This is a genomic window from Paenibacillus sp. OAE614 (genome assembly GCF_040546645.1).
Lineage (GTDB): Bacteria > Bacillota > Bacilli > Paenibacillales > Paenibacillaceae > Paenibacillus_AQ > Paenibacillus_AQ favisporus.
The window spans coordinates 4,384,359-4,399,400 of sequence record NZ_JBEPOD010000001.1; the positions used below are offsets into that span (position 1 = coordinate 4,384,359).

At 54.3% G+C, this 15,042-nt stretch carries 18 protein-coding genes; 3 read left to right on the top strand and 15 right to left on the bottom strand.

The window, feature by feature from the left end; all coding sequences use genetic code 11:
- Positions 1–8: 8 nt before the first annotated feature.
- From spoIIAB to ABIE48_RS20210, 10 genes are all read right to left on the bottom strand, one after another.
- Complete coding sequence (spoIIAB, locus tag ABIE48_RS20165; protein WP_076170048.1) at positions 9–470, bottom strand: anti-sigma F factor; 462 nt, start codon at positions 468–470, stop codon at positions 9–11.
- On the bottom strand, positions 467–820 hold the full coding sequence (gene spoIIAA, locus ABIE48_RS20170) for an anti-sigma F factor antagonist (protein ID WP_076170047.1): 354 nt from the start codon (positions 818–820) through the stop codon (positions 467–469). The genes spoIIAB and spoIIAA overlap by 4 nt, the downstream gene beginning before the upstream one ends.
- Before the next feature lie 91 nt (positions 821–911).
- Entirely contained in the window at positions 912–2,099 is a 1,188-nt protein-coding gene (locus tag ABIE48_RS20175; protein WP_089548076.1) for a D-alanyl-D-alanine carboxypeptidase family protein, read from the bottom strand.
- A gap of 273 nt (positions 2,100–2,372) precedes the next feature.
- The gene (locus ABIE48_RS20180; protein ID WP_089548077.1) at positions 2,373–3,197 is read right to left on the bottom strand and encodes a purine-nucleoside phosphorylase; all 825 of its coding nucleotides are present in this window, start codon (positions 3,195–3,197) and stop codon (positions 2,373–2,375) included.
- Between the two features lie 14 nt (positions 3,198–3,211).
- Positions 3,212–4,126 carry a site-specific tyrosine recombinase XerD gene (gene xerD / locus ABIE48_RS20185; RefSeq protein WP_192715628.1) on the bottom strand — a complete coding sequence of 305 codons (915 nt, stop codon included), beginning with the start codon at positions 4,124–4,126 and terminating at the stop codon, positions 3,212–3,214.
- Positions 4,127–4,219: 93 nt separating this feature from the next.
- Positions 4,220–4,453: a DUF4227 family protein gene (locus ABIE48_RS20190; protein ID WP_089548078.1), complete on the bottom strand. Its 234-nt coding sequence runs from the start codon at positions 4,451–4,453 to the stop codon at positions 4,220–4,222.
- A gap of 185 nt (positions 4,454–4,638) precedes the next feature.
- Positions 4,639–5,106 (bottom strand): ferric iron uptake transcriptional regulator, encoded by a 468-nt coding sequence (gene fur / locus ABIE48_RS20195; protein ID WP_076170043.1) that lies wholly within the window; start codon positions 5,104–5,106, stop codon positions 4,639–4,641.
- A gap of 93 nt (positions 5,107–5,199) precedes the next feature.
- Positions 5,200–5,850: a stage II sporulation protein M gene (gene spoIIM / locus ABIE48_RS20200; protein WP_089548079.1), complete on the bottom strand. Its 651-nt coding sequence runs from the start codon at positions 5,848–5,850 to the stop codon at positions 5,200–5,202.
- 55 nt (positions 5,851–5,905) lie between these two features.
- The gene (locus ABIE48_RS20205; protein WP_192715851.1) at positions 5,906–7,096 is read right to left on the bottom strand and encodes an endonuclease Q family protein; all 1,191 of its coding nucleotides are present in this window, start codon (positions 7,094–7,096) and stop codon (positions 5,906–5,908) included.
- Positions 7,097–7,143: 47 nt separating this feature from the next.
- The gene (locus ABIE48_RS20210; RefSeq protein ID WP_354519560.1) at positions 7,144–7,728 is read right to left on the bottom strand and encodes an NUDIX domain-containing protein; all 585 of its coding nucleotides are present in this window, start codon (positions 7,726–7,728) and stop codon (positions 7,144–7,146) included.
- A 125-nt stretch (positions 7,729–7,853) separates the two neighbouring features.
- On the opposite strand from ABIE48_RS20210, the gene mciZ reads away from it, so the two are divergent.
- Positions 7,854–8,006, top strand: a complete 153-nt coding sequence (gene mciZ / locus ABIE48_RS20215; RefSeq protein ID WP_076170040.1) for a Z-ring formation inhibitor MciZ — start codon at positions 7,854–7,856, stop codon at positions 8,004–8,006.
- 158 nt (positions 8,007–8,164) lie between these two features.
- Positions 8,165–9,385 (top strand): tetratricopeptide repeat protein, encoded by a 1,221-nt coding sequence (locus ABIE48_RS20220; protein ID WP_192715629.1) that lies wholly within the window; start codon positions 8,165–8,167, stop codon positions 9,383–9,385.
- Positions 9,386–9,512: 127 nt separating this feature from the next.
- Here ABIE48_RS20220 and ABIE48_RS20225 read toward each other — a convergent pair whose 3' ends face one another.
- Positions 9,513–10,637 (bottom strand): tripeptidase T, encoded by a 1,125-nt coding sequence (locus ABIE48_RS20225; protein ID WP_192715630.1) that lies wholly within the window; start codon positions 10,635–10,637, stop codon positions 9,513–9,515.
- Positions 10,638–10,733: 96 nt separating this feature from the next.
- Here ABIE48_RS20225 and prli42 point away from each other — a divergent pair, with 96 nt between their 5' ends.
- Positions 10,734–10,835, top strand: coding sequence for a stressosome-associated protein Prli42 (gene prli42 / locus ABIE48_RS20230; RefSeq protein WP_076170037.1), 102 nt, complete (start codon positions 10,734–10,736; stop codon positions 10,833–10,835).
- Here prli42 and lipB read toward each other — a convergent pair.
- The 4 genes from lipB to ABIE48_RS20250 are packed head-to-tail and all read right to left on the bottom strand — an operon-like array spanning position 10,821 to position 15,012.
- A complete protein-coding gene (gene lipB / locus ABIE48_RS20235; protein WP_145131926.1) occupies positions 10,821–11,540 on the bottom strand; it encodes a lipoyl(octanoyl) transferase LipB in 720 nt (239 codons plus the stop codon). The two genes, prli42 and lipB, sit on opposite strands and share 15 nt — an antisense overlap.
- A gap of 51 nt (positions 11,541–11,591) precedes the next feature.
- On the bottom strand, positions 11,592–12,968 hold the full coding sequence (locus ABIE48_RS20240) for a dihydrolipoamide acetyltransferase family protein (RefSeq protein ID WP_145023837.1): 1,377 nt from the start codon (positions 12,966–12,968) through the stop codon (positions 11,592–11,594).
- Positions 12,969–12,994: 26 nt separating this feature from the next.
- A complete protein-coding gene (locus ABIE48_RS20245) occupies positions 12,995–13,981 on the bottom strand; it encodes an alpha-ketoacid dehydrogenase subunit beta (RefSeq protein WP_145023835.1) in 987 nt (328 codons plus the stop codon).
- Positions 13,981–15,012: a thiamine pyrophosphate-dependent dehydrogenase E1 component subunit alpha gene (locus ABIE48_RS20250; protein WP_145023832.1), complete on the bottom strand. Its 1,032-nt coding sequence runs from the start codon at positions 15,010–15,012 to the stop codon at positions 13,981–13,983. Before ABIE48_RS20250 ends, ABIE48_RS20245 begins: the two co-directional genes overlap by 1 nt.
- Between the last annotated feature and the right edge of the window lie 30 nt (positions 15,013–15,042).

Here is a 15,042-nt window from a genome sequence, read left to right on the forward strand (position 1 = left end):
CCCAACCCCTAATTATACAAAGCTTTCTTAGATTCGATCCTCTTCTTCATCTTGATTGATGTTCCGGAACCGGGCTCGCTGGATACCTCGAATTCATCCATAAAGTTCTCCATGATCGTAAAGCCCATGCCCGACCGTTCCAGCTCCGGCTTCGACGTATACAGGGGCTGCTTGGCAAGCTCCAGGTCTTCGATGCCTCTTCCCCGATCCTCCACGGTCAGAGTGACGGTATCTCCCACAATTTCCGCAGTGATCGTGACAATCCCCTCGGGATCGCTGTCGTACCCGTGAATGATGCTGTTGGTCACCGCTTCGGAAACGACCGTCTTCAGGTCGCTCAGCTCATCCATGGTCGGGTCCAGCTGTGAAATGAAGGCGGCCACCGTCACACGGGCGAACGATTCGTTTTCCGACTTGGCTGCGAATTGGAGCGTCATGAAATTGCGTTCCATGGCCTTTTCTTTACTCATGACACGACCTCCAGACCCGAGAGCGCATGACCCTCGTTATCGTAAATGGGCATAATTTTGAACAAGCCGGACATATCGAGCAGCCGGTAGACGGTAGGATTGACGTCGCACACCGCCATTTTGCCGCCCTTGGCCTTGATCAGCTTATACCTTCCGAGGATCACACCCAGGCCTGAGCTGTCCATGAACTGTAAATTTTTCAGGCTGAGCACCAGATGGTCTGTCAGTCCGCGCTGGATCGTCTCATCCATTTTCATGCGGACATGGTCAGCCGTATGGTGATCGAGCTCTCCCGATAAGCGCACAATCAAGATATTGCGGTGATGCTCCATTTCCACTTGCAGATTCACGTTTGCTCACTCTCCTCCCTGTCATGAACAACGATTTCTACGGAGTAAAACCGGATTCCTGCATCACGACAAAACTAGAAGAAAACCGCTATCAATCTACAAGAAACAATTTTGATGTCGTCCGTTTGAACAGCTTCCACCATCCGGCCTTGCCCACCGTCTCCGGCGACTTCAGCTCAAATTCCTTCAGCACCTTGCCGCCCTCGTAGACGACCAATTTACCGAGAACCTGTCCCTGCTGGACCGGAGCCTTGATCTCCTTCGGAACGACCATTTCGTGGCGGATGTCCGCTGCCTTGGCGTTTTTCTTTGTCAGAACGCTGTAGGTTTGTCCGGCCTTCAAGGTCAGTTCCTTCGAATTGCCCTTGTTCACCTTTACCGTACCCATCACGTCACCCGGATTGAAAATGGTATGCGTGCTGTACTGGGCAAACATATAGTCGAACATTTTGGACACTTCTTCGTTCCGTGTCTTGGTGTTAGGCTCGCCCAGCACCACGGCGATCGCTCTCAGGTTGCCGTTCTTGGCCGTAGCCGAGAGGCAGAACTTCGCCTCGGAGGTGTACCCCGTTTTGAGACCGTCGGCCCCAGTATAGAAGCGGACCAGCTTGTTCGTATTCACGAGCCAGAAGGGCTTTTCGGAATCTTTTCGCAAATAATCCTGATAGGAACCGGTGTATTTCGTAATTTCCGAATGCTTCAACAGTTCACGGCTGATCACCGCGATATCGTGCGCCGAAGAGTAATGGTTCTCGGCAGGAAGCCCGTTACAGTTCACGAAATGGGTATCCTTCAGCCCCAGCTCCTGTGCCTTGTCGTTCATCATTTGGACAAAGGCCTGCTCCGTGCCGGCGATTTTTTCGGCCATCGCCACCGAGGCATCGTTGCCGGAAGCCATTGCGATGCCCTTGAGCATTTCGTTGACCGTCATCTCTTCACCCGGCTCAAGGAATATTTGCGAACCGCCCATCGACGCCGCATATTCGCTCGTCCGGACCATATCGGTCATTTTCAGCTTGCCCTCGTCGATGGCTTCCATGGTCAGCAGCATGGTCATAATTTTCGTAATGCTTGCCGGCGGAAGTTTATCATGGCTGTTCTTCTCATAAATGACCGTTCCCGTATCCGCATCCATAAGGATGGCTGACCTAGCATTCGCCGCCAGCTCCACGCCCGGAGCCTGACCGCCTTTTGGCGCTTCTTCGGCATACCCCAGATAAGGCAGCGCCACCGTGGACAGCCCGAAGGACAGCGCGAGCGCCAGTATCGTTTTTTTCAAAATAAGTCCCCTCCTGACCTATTGTATAGATTGAACTAAAGCTTTTTCATTGAACTTCCTGTTATTAAGGCCATGATACGGCCTATAACTTTCATTTCTTTAGTTCATTTCTATATGGTTCAATTGAAATGGTTACTGTCTTTCAGTTTCGTCAGGATCACAGGAAAATATTCCATGCCAGGGGCGGCTTACGCCGAATTATTTTTGAAAAATGCAAAAGCCCCCGCAGGATGTATCCTGCGGGGGCTGCTTTGAATAAACGGGTCGTGCATATTACATATGAGGGATGACCGCAAGCACCAGGCCGAGGAACTTCTCGCGGACTCTTTCGGTCGTTTCCATGACCTCTTCATGGGACAAAGGCTGGTCCAGAATGCCCGCCGCCATGTTGCTGATGCAGGAAATGCCGAGCACTTCCAGGCCGGCGTGCCGGGCCACGATCGTCTCCGAAACCGTCGACATGCCGACAGCGTCTGCACCCAGCGTGCGCAGCATACGGATTTCGGCCGGCGTTTCGTACGTCGGTCCAAGCAGACCGGCATATACGCCTTCGCGAATCGGAATGTTCTTCGACGCGGCCGTGTCCTTCAAGAGCTGGCGGAGCCGCCGGCTGTACGCCTCGGACATATCGGGGAAGCGGACGCCAAGCGCAGGGTCGTTCGCGCCGATGAGCGGATTCCGGCCGGTCAGGTTCAGATGGTCGGTCAGGACCATCAGGTCTCCCGGCTCGAAAGCCGTGTTGATTCCGCCGGCCGCATTGGTCACCAGCAGGCTCTTCACGCCGAGCTCTTTCATGACCCTTACCGGGAAAGCCGTCACTTCCGGGCCGTAACCCTCATACATGTGGAAGCGTCCCTTCATTAAGACGACGCTTCGCCCTTCAATGGTACCGAGTAGAAGCTCTCCCGCATGGCCTTCCACCGTCGACACCGGAAAATGAGGGATATCCTCGTAGGCAATGGATATGCCGTCCTGGATCAGGTCAGCCAGTATTCCGAGACCGGAACCGAGTATGAGGCCCACTTCCGGTTGAACGCCTCCCTTACTCTGGATAAAGGCGGCTGCCTCTTGAATTTGCTTCAGCTGTGTCGTTGACATGCGTATAATCTCTCCTAATCGGTATTGGAATGATCCCGTCCACGGGGATGGTGCTCTTCATAAACGTCCTTCATCGTTCTTTTCGTACTTGTGGTGTACATTTGAGTCGTCGCCATATCGGCATGCCCCAGCATCTCCTGTACGGAGCGCAGATCGGCTCCGTTCTCCAGCAGGTGCGCGGCAAATGAATGCCTGAGCGTATGCGGCGTAATCTCGCCTTCGATCTCCGCATCAGCGGCGTATTTTTTCAACACCTTCCAGAATCCCTGGCGCGTCAGGCGGCTGCCGGTCAGGTTCAGAAACAGGGCTCTGTCGTCCGAGGAGGTTTCCCGTACGAGCGGATCCCGCATTCCGGTTATATACTCCTTGACCGCCCCGGCCGAAATCCCATTGATCGGAAGCACCCGTTCCTTGCCAGCGCTGCTTGTGCAGCGGAGGAAATGCATGTCCAAATTGACATTGTCCACGTTCAGGGAGATGAGCTCCGATACTTTCAAACCGGTACCGTAGAGCAGTTCCAGCATGGCTTTGTCCCGAAGCCCCTGCGGTGCGGAAACATCGGGGGCTTCCAGCAGCCGGTTCACTTCCCCGATGGACAAAACTCTTGGAGGCTTCTTCTCCAGCCGGGGAGCGTCGAGTCCAAGACTCGGATCCTGCCGGATGACGGATTCCCGGATCAAATAATGAATAAAAGACCGTACGGAAACCAGCTTGCGGGCGAGCGTCGCCGGGGCCATGCGCTCCTGCTTCTTCAGGTTCAAATACATTTGGATATGCGTCCGTTTGACCTGATCCGCCGAGTTCAGCCCCCGTTCCTCTACAAATTCCACAAACTGACGGACATCACGGGTGTACGATTCAAGTGTGTTACTGGACAGCCCTTTCTCCTCACGGATGTACCGAATGAAGGGCTGTACATACTGCATCATGTTGTGAAACAGCTCCTTCGGGTTCATTTTGGATTGACGTATCTTCGTCCTGTTCTACTTCGACAGCAGGGCGGACGTCCCCTGCCGGAGGCATTATTCACCATACCAAAAATAAAAACGGAGCCTGTCCCCCATCCGCTCACCGTCCTGCTTCCCGTCACCGGACTGGAACGCCTTGACGGCATGCCCCTCCGGAATGCGGTAATGGTCCACCGGCGTGATCCATGCGGTGAACAGGGTCAGCACATGGTAGAACATATAGGCCAAAGAAACAAACACGATCAGAAACTTTAGCACGGACAGCCATTTTCGCAGCGGAATGATCATCCCGGAAGCACCTCACATTCTTGAAGGAGACGCCTCTCCTTCCCGTTCATCCTTGCTATATCCAGCATATGAACGTTTGTCCTTATGTATGCCCCAGGACGCCCCGACCAAAAAAGCCCCCTTCCGGCAGCATGCCGGGCAGAGAGCTTTGATCGTCAAGATCATATTATAAAATCGTTGTATGATTACTTGTCATCGCTGCCGCCGTTGTCTTCCTTCGCCTTACAACGGTAGCATACCCCGTGGAAATCAAGACGGTGGTCCGAAACGGTGAAATTGAATTCCCGTTCAACCCGCTCTTCCAGCGGTCCAAGCCAGTCCTCGCGGATCTCATCCATGCTCCCGCATTTCACGCAGATCATATGATGATGGTGATGCTTGGCCGTATCGGTGCGTAGATCGTATCTGGCTACACCGTCGCCAAAGTTGATCTTCTCGACGACATGCAGCTCGCTCAGCAGCTCCAAGGTACGGTACACGGTTGCCAGACCGATTTCCGGAGCCTTTTCTTTCACAAGCATAAATACGTCTTCCGCACTCAGATGGTCTTCTTCATTCTCCAATAGTACTCTGAGGGTAGCTTCCCGCTGGGGTGTCAGCTTATAGCCCTGGGATTGTAATTGTTGTTTGATTTTATCGATCCGTGCTTCCATTGTCTCCCTCCCCACAGGAAAATCTCTGCACCTATCTATAACCGCTTCTCTCATTATATGGGGAGTTGCCAAACAAAGTCAAACGCTTTTGCCTCACATGCCGGAGATGGCCGGAGCGTGGATCAGCATGGGCGTCACCCATCTCATCATCGTGGGAGTCACCCAGGTTTCAAACGAGGAGATGCCCAGCATGATCAGGCCCATGACGAGCGTCATCCCGACATACGATGCAAATGGGCGGGTAATGTTGCCCGGACGCTGGAGCATCACCCGGTTTTTAATAATATGAAGCGAAAAGGCGATCGCCGATACGCTGCAAACGATCAGCACCGGAATGATAAGCAGGTTCGGCGGAGCCACCGACACCAGCGCAAACAGCAGACCGTGCCACGAAAACTGGCCGACCAGGTAGCCAACCGTAAAGCCGACCAGAACGCCTTTCAAAAAATCGAGGATCAGAATGCCCGGCAGGCCGATGACCGACAGGCCGAGAATCCAAATCAGCCCAACCCATTTCAAATGCAGCCCGGCGATGTCCCAGTAGGAGTGCGCAGGCTGTCCGGCCTCCGCTCCCTGATTAACGGTTACGAAAAAATTGCCCAAATACCGTCCCAAGTCCTGCTGCTGTTCAAGGGAAAGAGCATTGACCATGAGCGCGCCGAAGATGACTCCAACCAGAAACAGTACGGCGACAAAAATATACAGGATGTTTTGTTCTTTCAGGGCATGGCGGAAAGCTCGCATGCAGTTTCTCCCCTTTCCAATCGCATACCCTTACTGTATGAAGGCAGGTCCCAAACTATGTCTTGGGCATGGACGTCCCTTCCACTTTCCCGTAAGTTCCCCCTCCGCCCGAGGTCAGCTTCAGGGTGCCGTTTCTGGCCATGACGATCATCCGCGCCAAATCGGTGCCCACGACCTCGGCAATTTCTGTTTCAGCAGCATGGTGGAGAATCGACATTTCCGTACCGAACCGCTCCAGCAGCAGCTTCATTTTGGCCTTGCCGAGACCCGGAATGAACTCAAGCGGAACCTGGTAATGATATGCCGGCCGGAAGGCAGGCATGTACGGCTCCTTGCGGTCGGCGATATCGAGGATCCGGTCGAGCACCCCCTGTACCCGCTTGGTGCTGCCGCAGAAGGGGCAGCCTGCTCCCCCATGTTCGATGTCCAACACGCGGCTGCAGCCATGGCAATAGGTACGGTGATACTTGCCCAGACGCGGATTGAGGCCGTAGTTCCCTGTCACGCACCTGCCGTCCGCCCTCTCCATCGCCTTGCGGAATTCTGCAAAGGTCGGCTCCGCCAAACGGATCCGATTGTACTCGCGGGCGATTTTACCCAGGGAATGGGCATCGGAGTTGGTTACAAACGTATACGGATCGAGCTCCGATATCAGTCCGGCCATTTCCGAATCGGAGCTCAGCCCAAGCTCGATTCCGCTCACAAGCCCCGGGTCGAGCACATGCTCCATTCGTGGCGTCATGCTGCCGTACAGGCCTTTATGCGGAGTGAACACGTGGGCGGGAATCATGATGCCTCCCATGTCGTATACCTTGGCCTGCAGCTCCCGACCGGAAACGTAAATGCGCTGTGAGCTGAGGTTTACGTTCTTCATATGGCCCGACATCCAGGCCGTAAAGGCCTGCATCGTCGACAGGTCCGCAAAGTAAACGAGCAGATGCGCAGCGCCTCTTCCCTGTTCATAGATTTCAATTTCGGAGCCCAGAAGAATCGTGGTTCCCCGGTAGGCGATCCCACCGCCTTGCACTTCATTCATTTCACCGGATTCCAGGCAGTCGATAATGTCCTTCTGAACGACCGGCGAGTGGCAGTCGATAATGCCCACCAGCTCGATCCCTTTGCGCTCCGACGCTTCCTTGGCGATGTTCGCGAACGTCAGATTGGAGCTGCCGCTGATTTTGACCGCATGCCCGTCGTTCGTCCTGCCGATATGGATGTGCAGATCCGCAAAGTATTCGCTCAACATATCCGACTCGTATGCAAGCTCTTGGTGACTGACACGTTCCGGACTGCTCATACGCGGAATTCACCCGTCAGCTTGTTCAACTTCCAGGCGTACACCGCCATAAGTGTCTTGGCATCGCTGATCCGGCCTTGCGAAATCGCCTCAAGCGCCTCTTCCATCGTCAATTCCAACAGCTCCACGAACTCGTCTTCATCCGGCGCCGCTTCGCCCTCTTGAAGATCATGAGCCACATAGAGGTGGATCACCTCATCGGCAAACCCGGGAGAAGTATAAAAGGAGTGAAGCAGCTCCAGGCGGCCGCATGTATACCCCGTTTCCTCCACAAGCTCACGCTTGGCGGCTTCCATCGGGTCCTCCCCTGGCTCCAGCTTCCCTGCCGGGATTTCAAGTTCGCACCGTCCCATGGCCTGGCGATACTGGTCGACCAGAATGATCCGGTCATCCTTGATGGCCAGAACAGCTACCGCACCGGGGTGTCGGATGATTTCCCGTGCAGCCGTTTTGCCGTCGGGAAGCCGGACCTTGTCAATCTGCAAAGATACGACCTTTCCCTGAAAAATAGATTCGGTGGACAGGGTCTCTTCCTCGAGATGTTTGGACGGTTTCTTCATATGTGGCAAAGACTCTTTCATTCTATGATCCTCCTTATAGTACGTGCTCAACAACCTCTTATATTTAAAACCTAGCATTTTTGGCCATGCTGACACATATGGTCTTATTATAACAAACTTCACCCCAAGGAAAGAGGGATCCCTTCATGAAAAGTTACCGTACAGCGAACTCGGTCCATATGGTAGGACGGGCCTGGCAGATTAAAATCATGCTCCGCCAATTGCAGAAGGAATGGAACCCCGACACGCCGCTGCAGCACATTTTGCAATCGCTCGCTTCCTCCCGGCGGGATCATTAAGGGACGGATGAATCTTTGTCCTTTAATATCCCCCGAAATCCCCAGGTTTTTCGGATATGATCTGAAAACTGTAAGCGATTTAACTTTTTAAACATTTTTTTAGCATTCCCGCCAACTATTCACTCACCAGGTTGTTCTATATATTGGAGGGTACAATTATGACCAAAGATGAATTGATAACGCTGCTGCAAGCCTACCCGAATTCCCCGTCCCTGCATTTTAAGCTGGGATTATGGTATAAATCGCGCGGACACAACAGTGAGGCGATGACGCACATTCGGACGGCTCTGACGCATGCACATGATAATTCCAGAAGTTTGCCCTATGCTGAAAGCTTTGACGAAGCACAGGGATGGCTCGAGTACGGAAGGCTCTTATATGCATGCAGCCGTACCGAGGAAGCCGAAGAAGCTTTCCGCCGGGCGGTCAATCTCGGACAGCATCATCGGAAAACGCTCGCGGAATGGGGAGCACTGCTCTACAACGCCGGAAAGACAGATGCGGAAATAAGCCTGCGCCTTCTGGAAATGGTCCCGCTCTCAGACACGACCGAACTGCAGGTCGGCCAAACGCTGGCGGATCTAGGCGCGTACGAGGAAGCCTTCGGCATTCTAAGCCGTTATACGAATGACGTACGGTTCAATGAATCCGTTCAACTCATTTATATTTTGTGCCTTATTCACACCCATCAATTCAAGGAAGCGCACGCGCGGCTGACGCAGTGCACGATGGATCCGGACAAGGTCGTGGTCAAGTCAGCTTCCCATTCCGTTACCGCATCCCATGCGGCATATTTGTGCTGCTGTGCGCTTCAGGAGGGACGGGGATTGCCCGAATTGTCCAGGTTTAACCGGCTGGAAACAGCCAAATCAGCGATTGTGCTCGGCATGGTGGACATTGGGATGTCCCTTCAGCCCGATCCCTCGTTCCATGAATCCAGCGAATTGATTTATACCCTTTACCGGGAGGGCTATGTGGAACAGGCCAAAAAGCTCCTGAACAAACTGGAGGGAATTCCGACGCACGAGAGAAGCCAGAGCTCGCTTGAACTTTGCTTTATCGCCGCTGAAATGCTGTACGATCAAGGTGACTTCGCCAAAGCAGCGCAGCTGTTCGAGTCGATCTATGCAACGGATCCGTCCCACTCCTTGGCACGGTTTGCGGCAGCCTCCTGCTTCCTGGAGGAGACACGTAGCTCTTTGGATCACAGACAGGAACGTCAAGTGATCGGAAGTGAACTGTATTTTCAAATTGACGAATATTTGACGAATATCACCCTGGCCCTGCAAATTATCCAATCCACCAGCTGGCATACAGTATGGACCCCGGCACAGCGCAGAAATCATCCTGCCGCGGATCGCCGGCGTTATGTTCACTAACCTGCAAGCCTACCCGTTTGCCCCTGAAGAAGGATGACCCCAGCAAAAAAGCTGTTCCAGCGCGGTTTGCCGCATGCATGGAACAGCCTGTTTGTGCAGGTTCATTCTGCTGTATAGGGTTAAAGCTTTATTTGACGGTTTCCTGAATGATGCTGAGCACCATTTCAGCCGCTTTGACCATATCCTCCGCGCGGATCCGTTCCTTCGTCGTATGTATGTCCTCATAGCCGATGGCCAGATTCACCGTAGGAACTCCAAGCCCGTTGAAAATGTTGGCGTCGCTGCCGCCGCCCGAACGGAACACTCTTCCGCTCAGTCCAAGGCGCTCAATTGCACGTTTGGCCAGGCTCACCACAGGATCGTTTTCGTTGAAATTAAACGCGGGATACACGATTTCGCTCCGGAACTCACACTGGGCGCCGAACTCGCGGACGGTCGTTTCGAGCGCTTCCCGCATGTGGGCGATCTGCTGATCTACCTTCTCCTGTACGATGCTGCGCGCTTCCGCATCAAGCTGGACAAAATCGCACACCACATTGGTCGCTCCACCGCCGGAAAATTTACCGATGTTTGCTGTCGTCTCCTGGTCGAGCCGGCCCAGCTTCATTCGCGACACCGCTTTGGAGGCGACCTGAATGGCGCTGATTCCGTCTTCCGGATTCACGCCGGCATGCGCCGATTTGCCAAAAATCTTCATTTGGATTTTAGCCTGGGTTGGTGCCGCAACGGCAATCGATCCGACCTCTCCATTGGAATCGAGAGCAAATCCAAGATCAGCATCCAAATGCTGCGGATCCATCGAACGTGCTCCCAGCAGTCCAGATTCCTCACCGACGGTAATTACGAATTGGATCTGTCCATGGGGAAGCTTCTGCTCCTGGATAACGCGGATCGTCTCAAGCAGAACCGCCAGGCCCGCTTTATCGTCCGACCCCAGAATCGTCGTCCCGTCGCTGCGGATCCAACCGTCTTCTCCCAGGACTGGCTTGATCCCTTTACCTGGGGCTACGGTATCCATGTGGCAGGTGAACAATAGCTTCGGAGCTTCCGTGCCGCCTTCCCCCTTCCAGGTCACGATCAGGTTGCCGGCGCCATGTCCGGTTTTGGCCTGGGAGTCGTCTTCAACGACCTCAAGTCCAAGCTGCGTAAATTTCTGCTTGAGCAGCGCGGCGATCTCCGCTTCATGGCCTGTTTCGCTGTCCACCTGAACCAATTCCATAAACTCCTGTATCAAACGGTCTTGTTTAATCAATGGACTTTCCTCTCCTTCGGCGTTAAGTTACAATAGTACATAGGTTGTCCCGGCTCGACATCGAGCCTTCATTAATGATGAATAAAGGAGCTATTTATGCAACGAAAAAAATGGTTTCGCGTTTTTGTATACCTCATGCTCATTGCCATGGTCGGATCCGTCGTCTTTGGGCTCGTCGAGTCCTTAATGGCCCGCTGATTTCAGCGGGCTTTCCTCTGCCCCTTGGGCTGAAACGGCCTCAAATCCGAATACCTCGGTAAAGAACGGAACAATCTCCTCCGCCACCTGCTCGACCGCAATCGGCTTTCCAATGCAGTCCTCAAGCGACGTGACGCCATACTCCTGAATTCCGCACGGGATAATTCCCTGAAAGCCTTCGTTTTGAATGCCGGACGTTATGTTGAAGGCAAACCCGTGGCTGGTCACGAACCCTCTTTGGTGTTTGCACTTGTTGAATTTGACCCCGATAGCGCAAATTTTCAGATCGCCTACCCAGACACCCGTATATTCGGGCTTGCGGCCTGCCTCGATCCCGTAATGCGCAAGGTAATTGATGATAACCTGCTCCAGATTGCGCAAATAACCGTGCAGATCCAGTCCTTCCTTGCCCGCCAGCAGCAGCAGCGGATAGCCGACCAGCTGCCCCGGACCGTGGTAGGTGATGTCTCCGCCGCGGTCGATTTCAAACAGCCCGATGCCCTGCTGCTCCAGCTGTTCCTTGCTGAGCAAGAGATGCTCGGGGTGCCGCTGCGATCCGATCGTATACGTCGGTGGATGCTGCAAGAGCAGCAGGGTTTCCTGCTGCTCTCCAAGGTCTATGCGGCTGACGATGCTTTTCTGCAAATCCCAGGCCGCACCATAATCCATCATCGGCGTATAGGATACTTCAAGTTTGGTTGTCATGACTGCTTCACGCCCTTTCAGATGATGACCAAGCTTTCGAAGACTTTTCATTTAGTAAACTTTGGTATCCAGCGTATAGCCCTCCACGTTTTCCTTCACGCGCTGCAGGAAGCGTCCGCAGATGACTCCGTCCAAAATCCGGTGGTCCAGCGACAGGCAGATATTCGCCATCGAACGGACGGCGATCATGTCATTGATCACGACAGGCCGCTTCACGATCGATTCGAAGGTCAGGATGGCCGCCTGCGGATAGTTGATAATCGGGTAAGACAGGATCGAACCGAACGACCCGGTATTATTCACCGTAAAGGTGCCGCCCTGCATATCCTCCAGCTTGAGCTTGCCCTGCCGCGTTTTGGTCGCCAGTTCTTCGATTTCACGGGCGAGACCGGCAATGTTTTTCTGGTCGGCCCGTTGAATAACCGGTGTCATGACGGAGTCTTCCGTCCCGACGGCGAGGGAAATGTTGATGTCCCGTTTCACAATGATCTTGTTGACCGCCCAGACCGAGTTCATGATCGGGTAATCCTTGATCGCATTGACCACAGCCTTCAGAAGAAACGCCAGATAGGTTAAATTATAGCCCTCTCTGCGCTTAAATTCATCCTTCAATTTGTTGCGCAGCAGCACCAGGTTGGTCACGTCGACCTCGATCATCGTCCAGGCATGCGGAATTTCCGACACACTTTGGCGCATGTTCGTCGCAATGGCGTTGCGGATCGGGGTGACGTCGATCATCGTCTCGGCGCGCCCGTTCTGGTCCTCGAGTTCCACGGCCGGAATACGCGGCGATTCGGTCATATGCAGACCTGACTGCCGGCTGGATGCCGGCGGAACCGGGATGTACTGCTCCGGACGGACCGCAGGATTGGCATGCGGCAGCCCTTCGAACGGAGAATGAACCTCTCTCTTCACCGGAGCTTCCTCAGCCCGGCCGGTTTCCGCTGCCGCACCGCCGTTCTCGATATAGGCAAGGACATCCTTGCGGGTAATCCGTCCACCCATGCCCGTTCCTTGGACGGCGCTCAGGTTCACGCCATGCTCGGCTGCCAGGCTTTGCACCGCTGGAGAATACCGGCCGCGCATCGACTGGTCTCCAGAGGCTTCAGCCTGTACCGGGGCCGGTGTAGTACGCGGCTCCGACTGCGGCCGTTCCTCCAGCGGAGCCCCCGCGGCGCCTGCCGCCGCAATGCGGCAGATGACCTCGCCGACGGCGACGGTCTGGCCTTCCTCGGCGACCCATTCTCCCATAATCCCGTCCACCGTGGACGGGATTTCCGCGTTGACCTTATCGGTGATGACCTCACAGATCGGCTCATACTGTTCCACCTTATCGCCAGGCTGCTTCAGCCATTTGGCGATGGTGGCGGACACGAGCGATTCTGCCAGCTGCGGCATCACCATATCGGTAAACTTTTGATTTGACATATTTTCACTCCTTCATACGGCAATTCTCAATAAACCGCCAGTTCGTGCATGGCTTGCTTGACCTTATCCTTGCTCAGCATAAAGAACTTTTCCATCGGCGGACTGATCGGCATGGCCGGTACGTCCGGACCGCACAGCCGCTTGATCGGCGCATCGAGGTCGAACAGGCATTCTTCCGAAATAATGGCGGACACTTCGGCGCCCACACCGCCCGTTTTGTTGTCCTCGTGTACAATCAGCACCTTGCCGGTTTTGCGGACCGCCTCAATGATGGCTTCACGGTCCAGAGGCTGCAGGGAGCGCAGATCCAGAATATGGGCCGAGATGCCTTCTTCTTTCTCCAGCTCTTCGGCGGCTTGTAGGCAGAAGTGCAGCGGCATGCTGTAGCCGATGACCGTGATGTCGGTCCCCTCGCGCAGCACGTTAGCTTTGCCGATCGGTACAGTGTAGTCGTCCAAAGGCACGTCGCCCTTGATCATCCGGTAGCATTTTTTATTTTCAAAAAACAGCACCGGGTCCGGATCGTTGATCGCAGCTTTCAGCAGTCCTTTCGCGTCATAGGCGGTAAAAGGCGCTACGATTTTCAAACCGGGGGTGCCGAAGAAGATCGATTCCGGGCATTGGGAATGGTATAATCCCCCGAAAATGCCTCCGCCGATCGGCGCACGAACGACGACCGGACAGCTCCAGTCGTTGTTGGAACGATAGCGGATTTTCGCGGCTTCACTGATAATTTGGTTCGTTGCCGGCAGCATGAAGTCGGAGTACTGCATTTCCGCGATTGGCTTCATGCCGACCATGGCCGCGCCGATCGCAACGCCGGCGATGGCGGATTCCGCCAGCGGCGTGTCGATGACCCGCTCCTCACCGAACTGGTCCTGCAGGCCTTTTGTCGTCGTGAACACGCCGCCTTTAACGCCGACATCCTCACCGAGGACAAACACGTTTTCGTCTTTTTCCATTTCTTCTTTCATTGCCAGACGAATCGCATCGATATATTCCATTTCGGCCATTAGTATACCCCCTCTTCGCTATCGCCCGCATACACATGCTTCAGCGTATCCTCGGGTTTCGGGAACGGAGCATTGTCGGCCGAGTCGGTTGCTTCCTTGATCTCAAGAGCCAACTGCGCTTGCAAGTCCGCATCCTTTTCTTCATCCCAGATGCCGCAGCTGATCAAATATTGTTTAAAACGGACAATGCCGTCTTTTTTCCAGTTCTCTTCCACTTCTTCTTTGGTACGGTATGCCAAGTCGTTATCCGAGGTGGAGTGCGGAGACAAGCGGTACATCAAGGCTTCGATCAGCGTAGGTCCTTCACCGCGGATAGCACGTTCACGCGCTTCCTTCACGGCTTTGTAGACCGCAAGCGCATCGTTGCCGTCCACCCGGATGCCCGGAAACCCATAGCCAAGCGCACGGTCGCTGACTTTGCCGCTGATCTGCTTATGAAGCGGGACCGAGATGGCATACTGGTTGTTTTCGCACATAAAAATCACAGGCAGCTTATGAACGCCCGCAAAGTTGGCTCCCTCGTGGAAGTCCCCCTGATTGCTCGAGCCTTCGCCAAAAGTGACAAACGAAACGAAATCCTGTTTTCTCATCTTGGCGGACAAGGCTACGCCTACGGCGTGGGGCACTTGGGTCGTGACGGGGCTTGAGCCCGTTACGATCCGCAGCCGCTTGCTGCCAAAGTGTCCTGGCATTTGTCGCCCGCCGCTGTTCGGATCGTCAGCCTTCGCAAAGGCCGACAGCATCAGCTCGTACGGAGTCATTCCTACCGATAACACAAATGAATAGTCGCGATAATAAGGCAAAAAGTAATCCTTTTCCCGATCCAGCGCAAACGCTGCGGCGACCTGGGCCGCTTCCTGACCGATTCCCGATACGTGAAAGTTAATCTTGCCAGCCCGCTGCAGCAGCAGGTTACGCTCGTCAAATTTGCGCCCGAGCATCATATATCTGTACATGTCGATGACTTGGCCGTTGTTGAGTCCAAGCTGCTCATGCTCATGTGGCGTGTGAACAGTACCCTGATCATTCATGGGAGGTACCTCCTTATTTTAGAGCCTGCA

What these genes read in the sequence shown, in the direction of transcription:
- spoIIAB (WP_076170048.1), bottom strand. Translation starts at nt 470, where the DNA reads ATGAGTAAAGAAAAGGCCATGGAACGCAATTTCATGACGCTCCAATTC.
- ABIE48_RS20180 (WP_089548077.1), bottom strand. Translation starts at nt 3,197, where the DNA reads ATGTCAACGACACAGCTGAAGCAAATTCAAGAGGCAGCCGCCTTTATC.
- xerD (WP_192715628.1), bottom strand. Translation starts at nt 4,126, where the DNA reads ATGATGCAGTATGTACAGCCCTTCATTCGGTACATCCGTGAGGAGAAA.
- ABIE48_RS20190 (WP_089548078.1), bottom strand. Translation starts at nt 4,453, where the DNA reads ATGATCATTCCGCTGCGAAAATGGCTGTCCGTGCTAAAGTTTCTGATC.
- fur (WP_076170043.1), bottom strand. Translation starts at nt 5,106, where the DNA reads ATGGAAGCACGGATCGATAAAATCAAACAACAATTACAATCCCAGGGC.
- spoIIM (WP_089548079.1), bottom strand. Translation starts at nt 5,850, where the DNA reads ATGCGAGCTTTCCGCCATGCCCTGAAAGAACAAAACATCCTGTATATT.
- ABIE48_RS20205 (WP_192715851.1), bottom strand. Translation starts at nt 7,096, where the DNA reads ATGTTGAGCGAATACTTTGCGGATCTGCACATCCATATCGGCAGGACG.
- ABIE48_RS20210 (WP_354519560.1), bottom strand. Translation starts at nt 7,728, where the DNA reads ATGAAAGAGTCTTTGCCACATATGAAGAAACCGTCCAAACATCTCGAG.
- mciZ (WP_076170040.1), top strand. Translation starts at nt 7,854, where the DNA reads ATGAAAAGTTACCGTACAGCGAACTCGGTCCATATGGTAGGACGGGCC.
- ABIE48_RS20220 (WP_192715629.1), top strand. Translation starts at nt 8,165, where the DNA reads ATGACCAAAGATGAATTGATAACGCTGCTGCAAGCCTACCCGAATTCC.
- prli42 (WP_076170037.1), top strand. Translation starts at nt 10,734, where the DNA reads ATGCAACGAAAAAAATGGTTTCGCGTTTTTGTATACCTCATGCTCATT.
- lipB (WP_145131926.1), bottom strand. Translation starts at nt 11,540, where the DNA reads ATGACAACCAAACTTGAAGTATCCTATACGCCGATGATGGATTATGGT.
- ABIE48_RS20240 (WP_145023837.1), bottom strand. Translation starts at nt 12,968, where the DNA reads ATGTCAAATCAAAAGTTTACCGATATGGTGATGCCGCAGCTGGCAGAA.
- ABIE48_RS20245 (WP_145023835.1), bottom strand. Translation starts at nt 13,981, where the DNA reads ATGGCCGAAATGGAATATATCGATGCGATTCGTCTGGCAATGAAAGAA.
- ABIE48_RS20250 (WP_145023832.1), bottom strand. Translation starts at nt 15,012, where the DNA reads ATGAATGATCAGGGTACTGTTCACACGCCACATGAGCATGAGCAGCTT.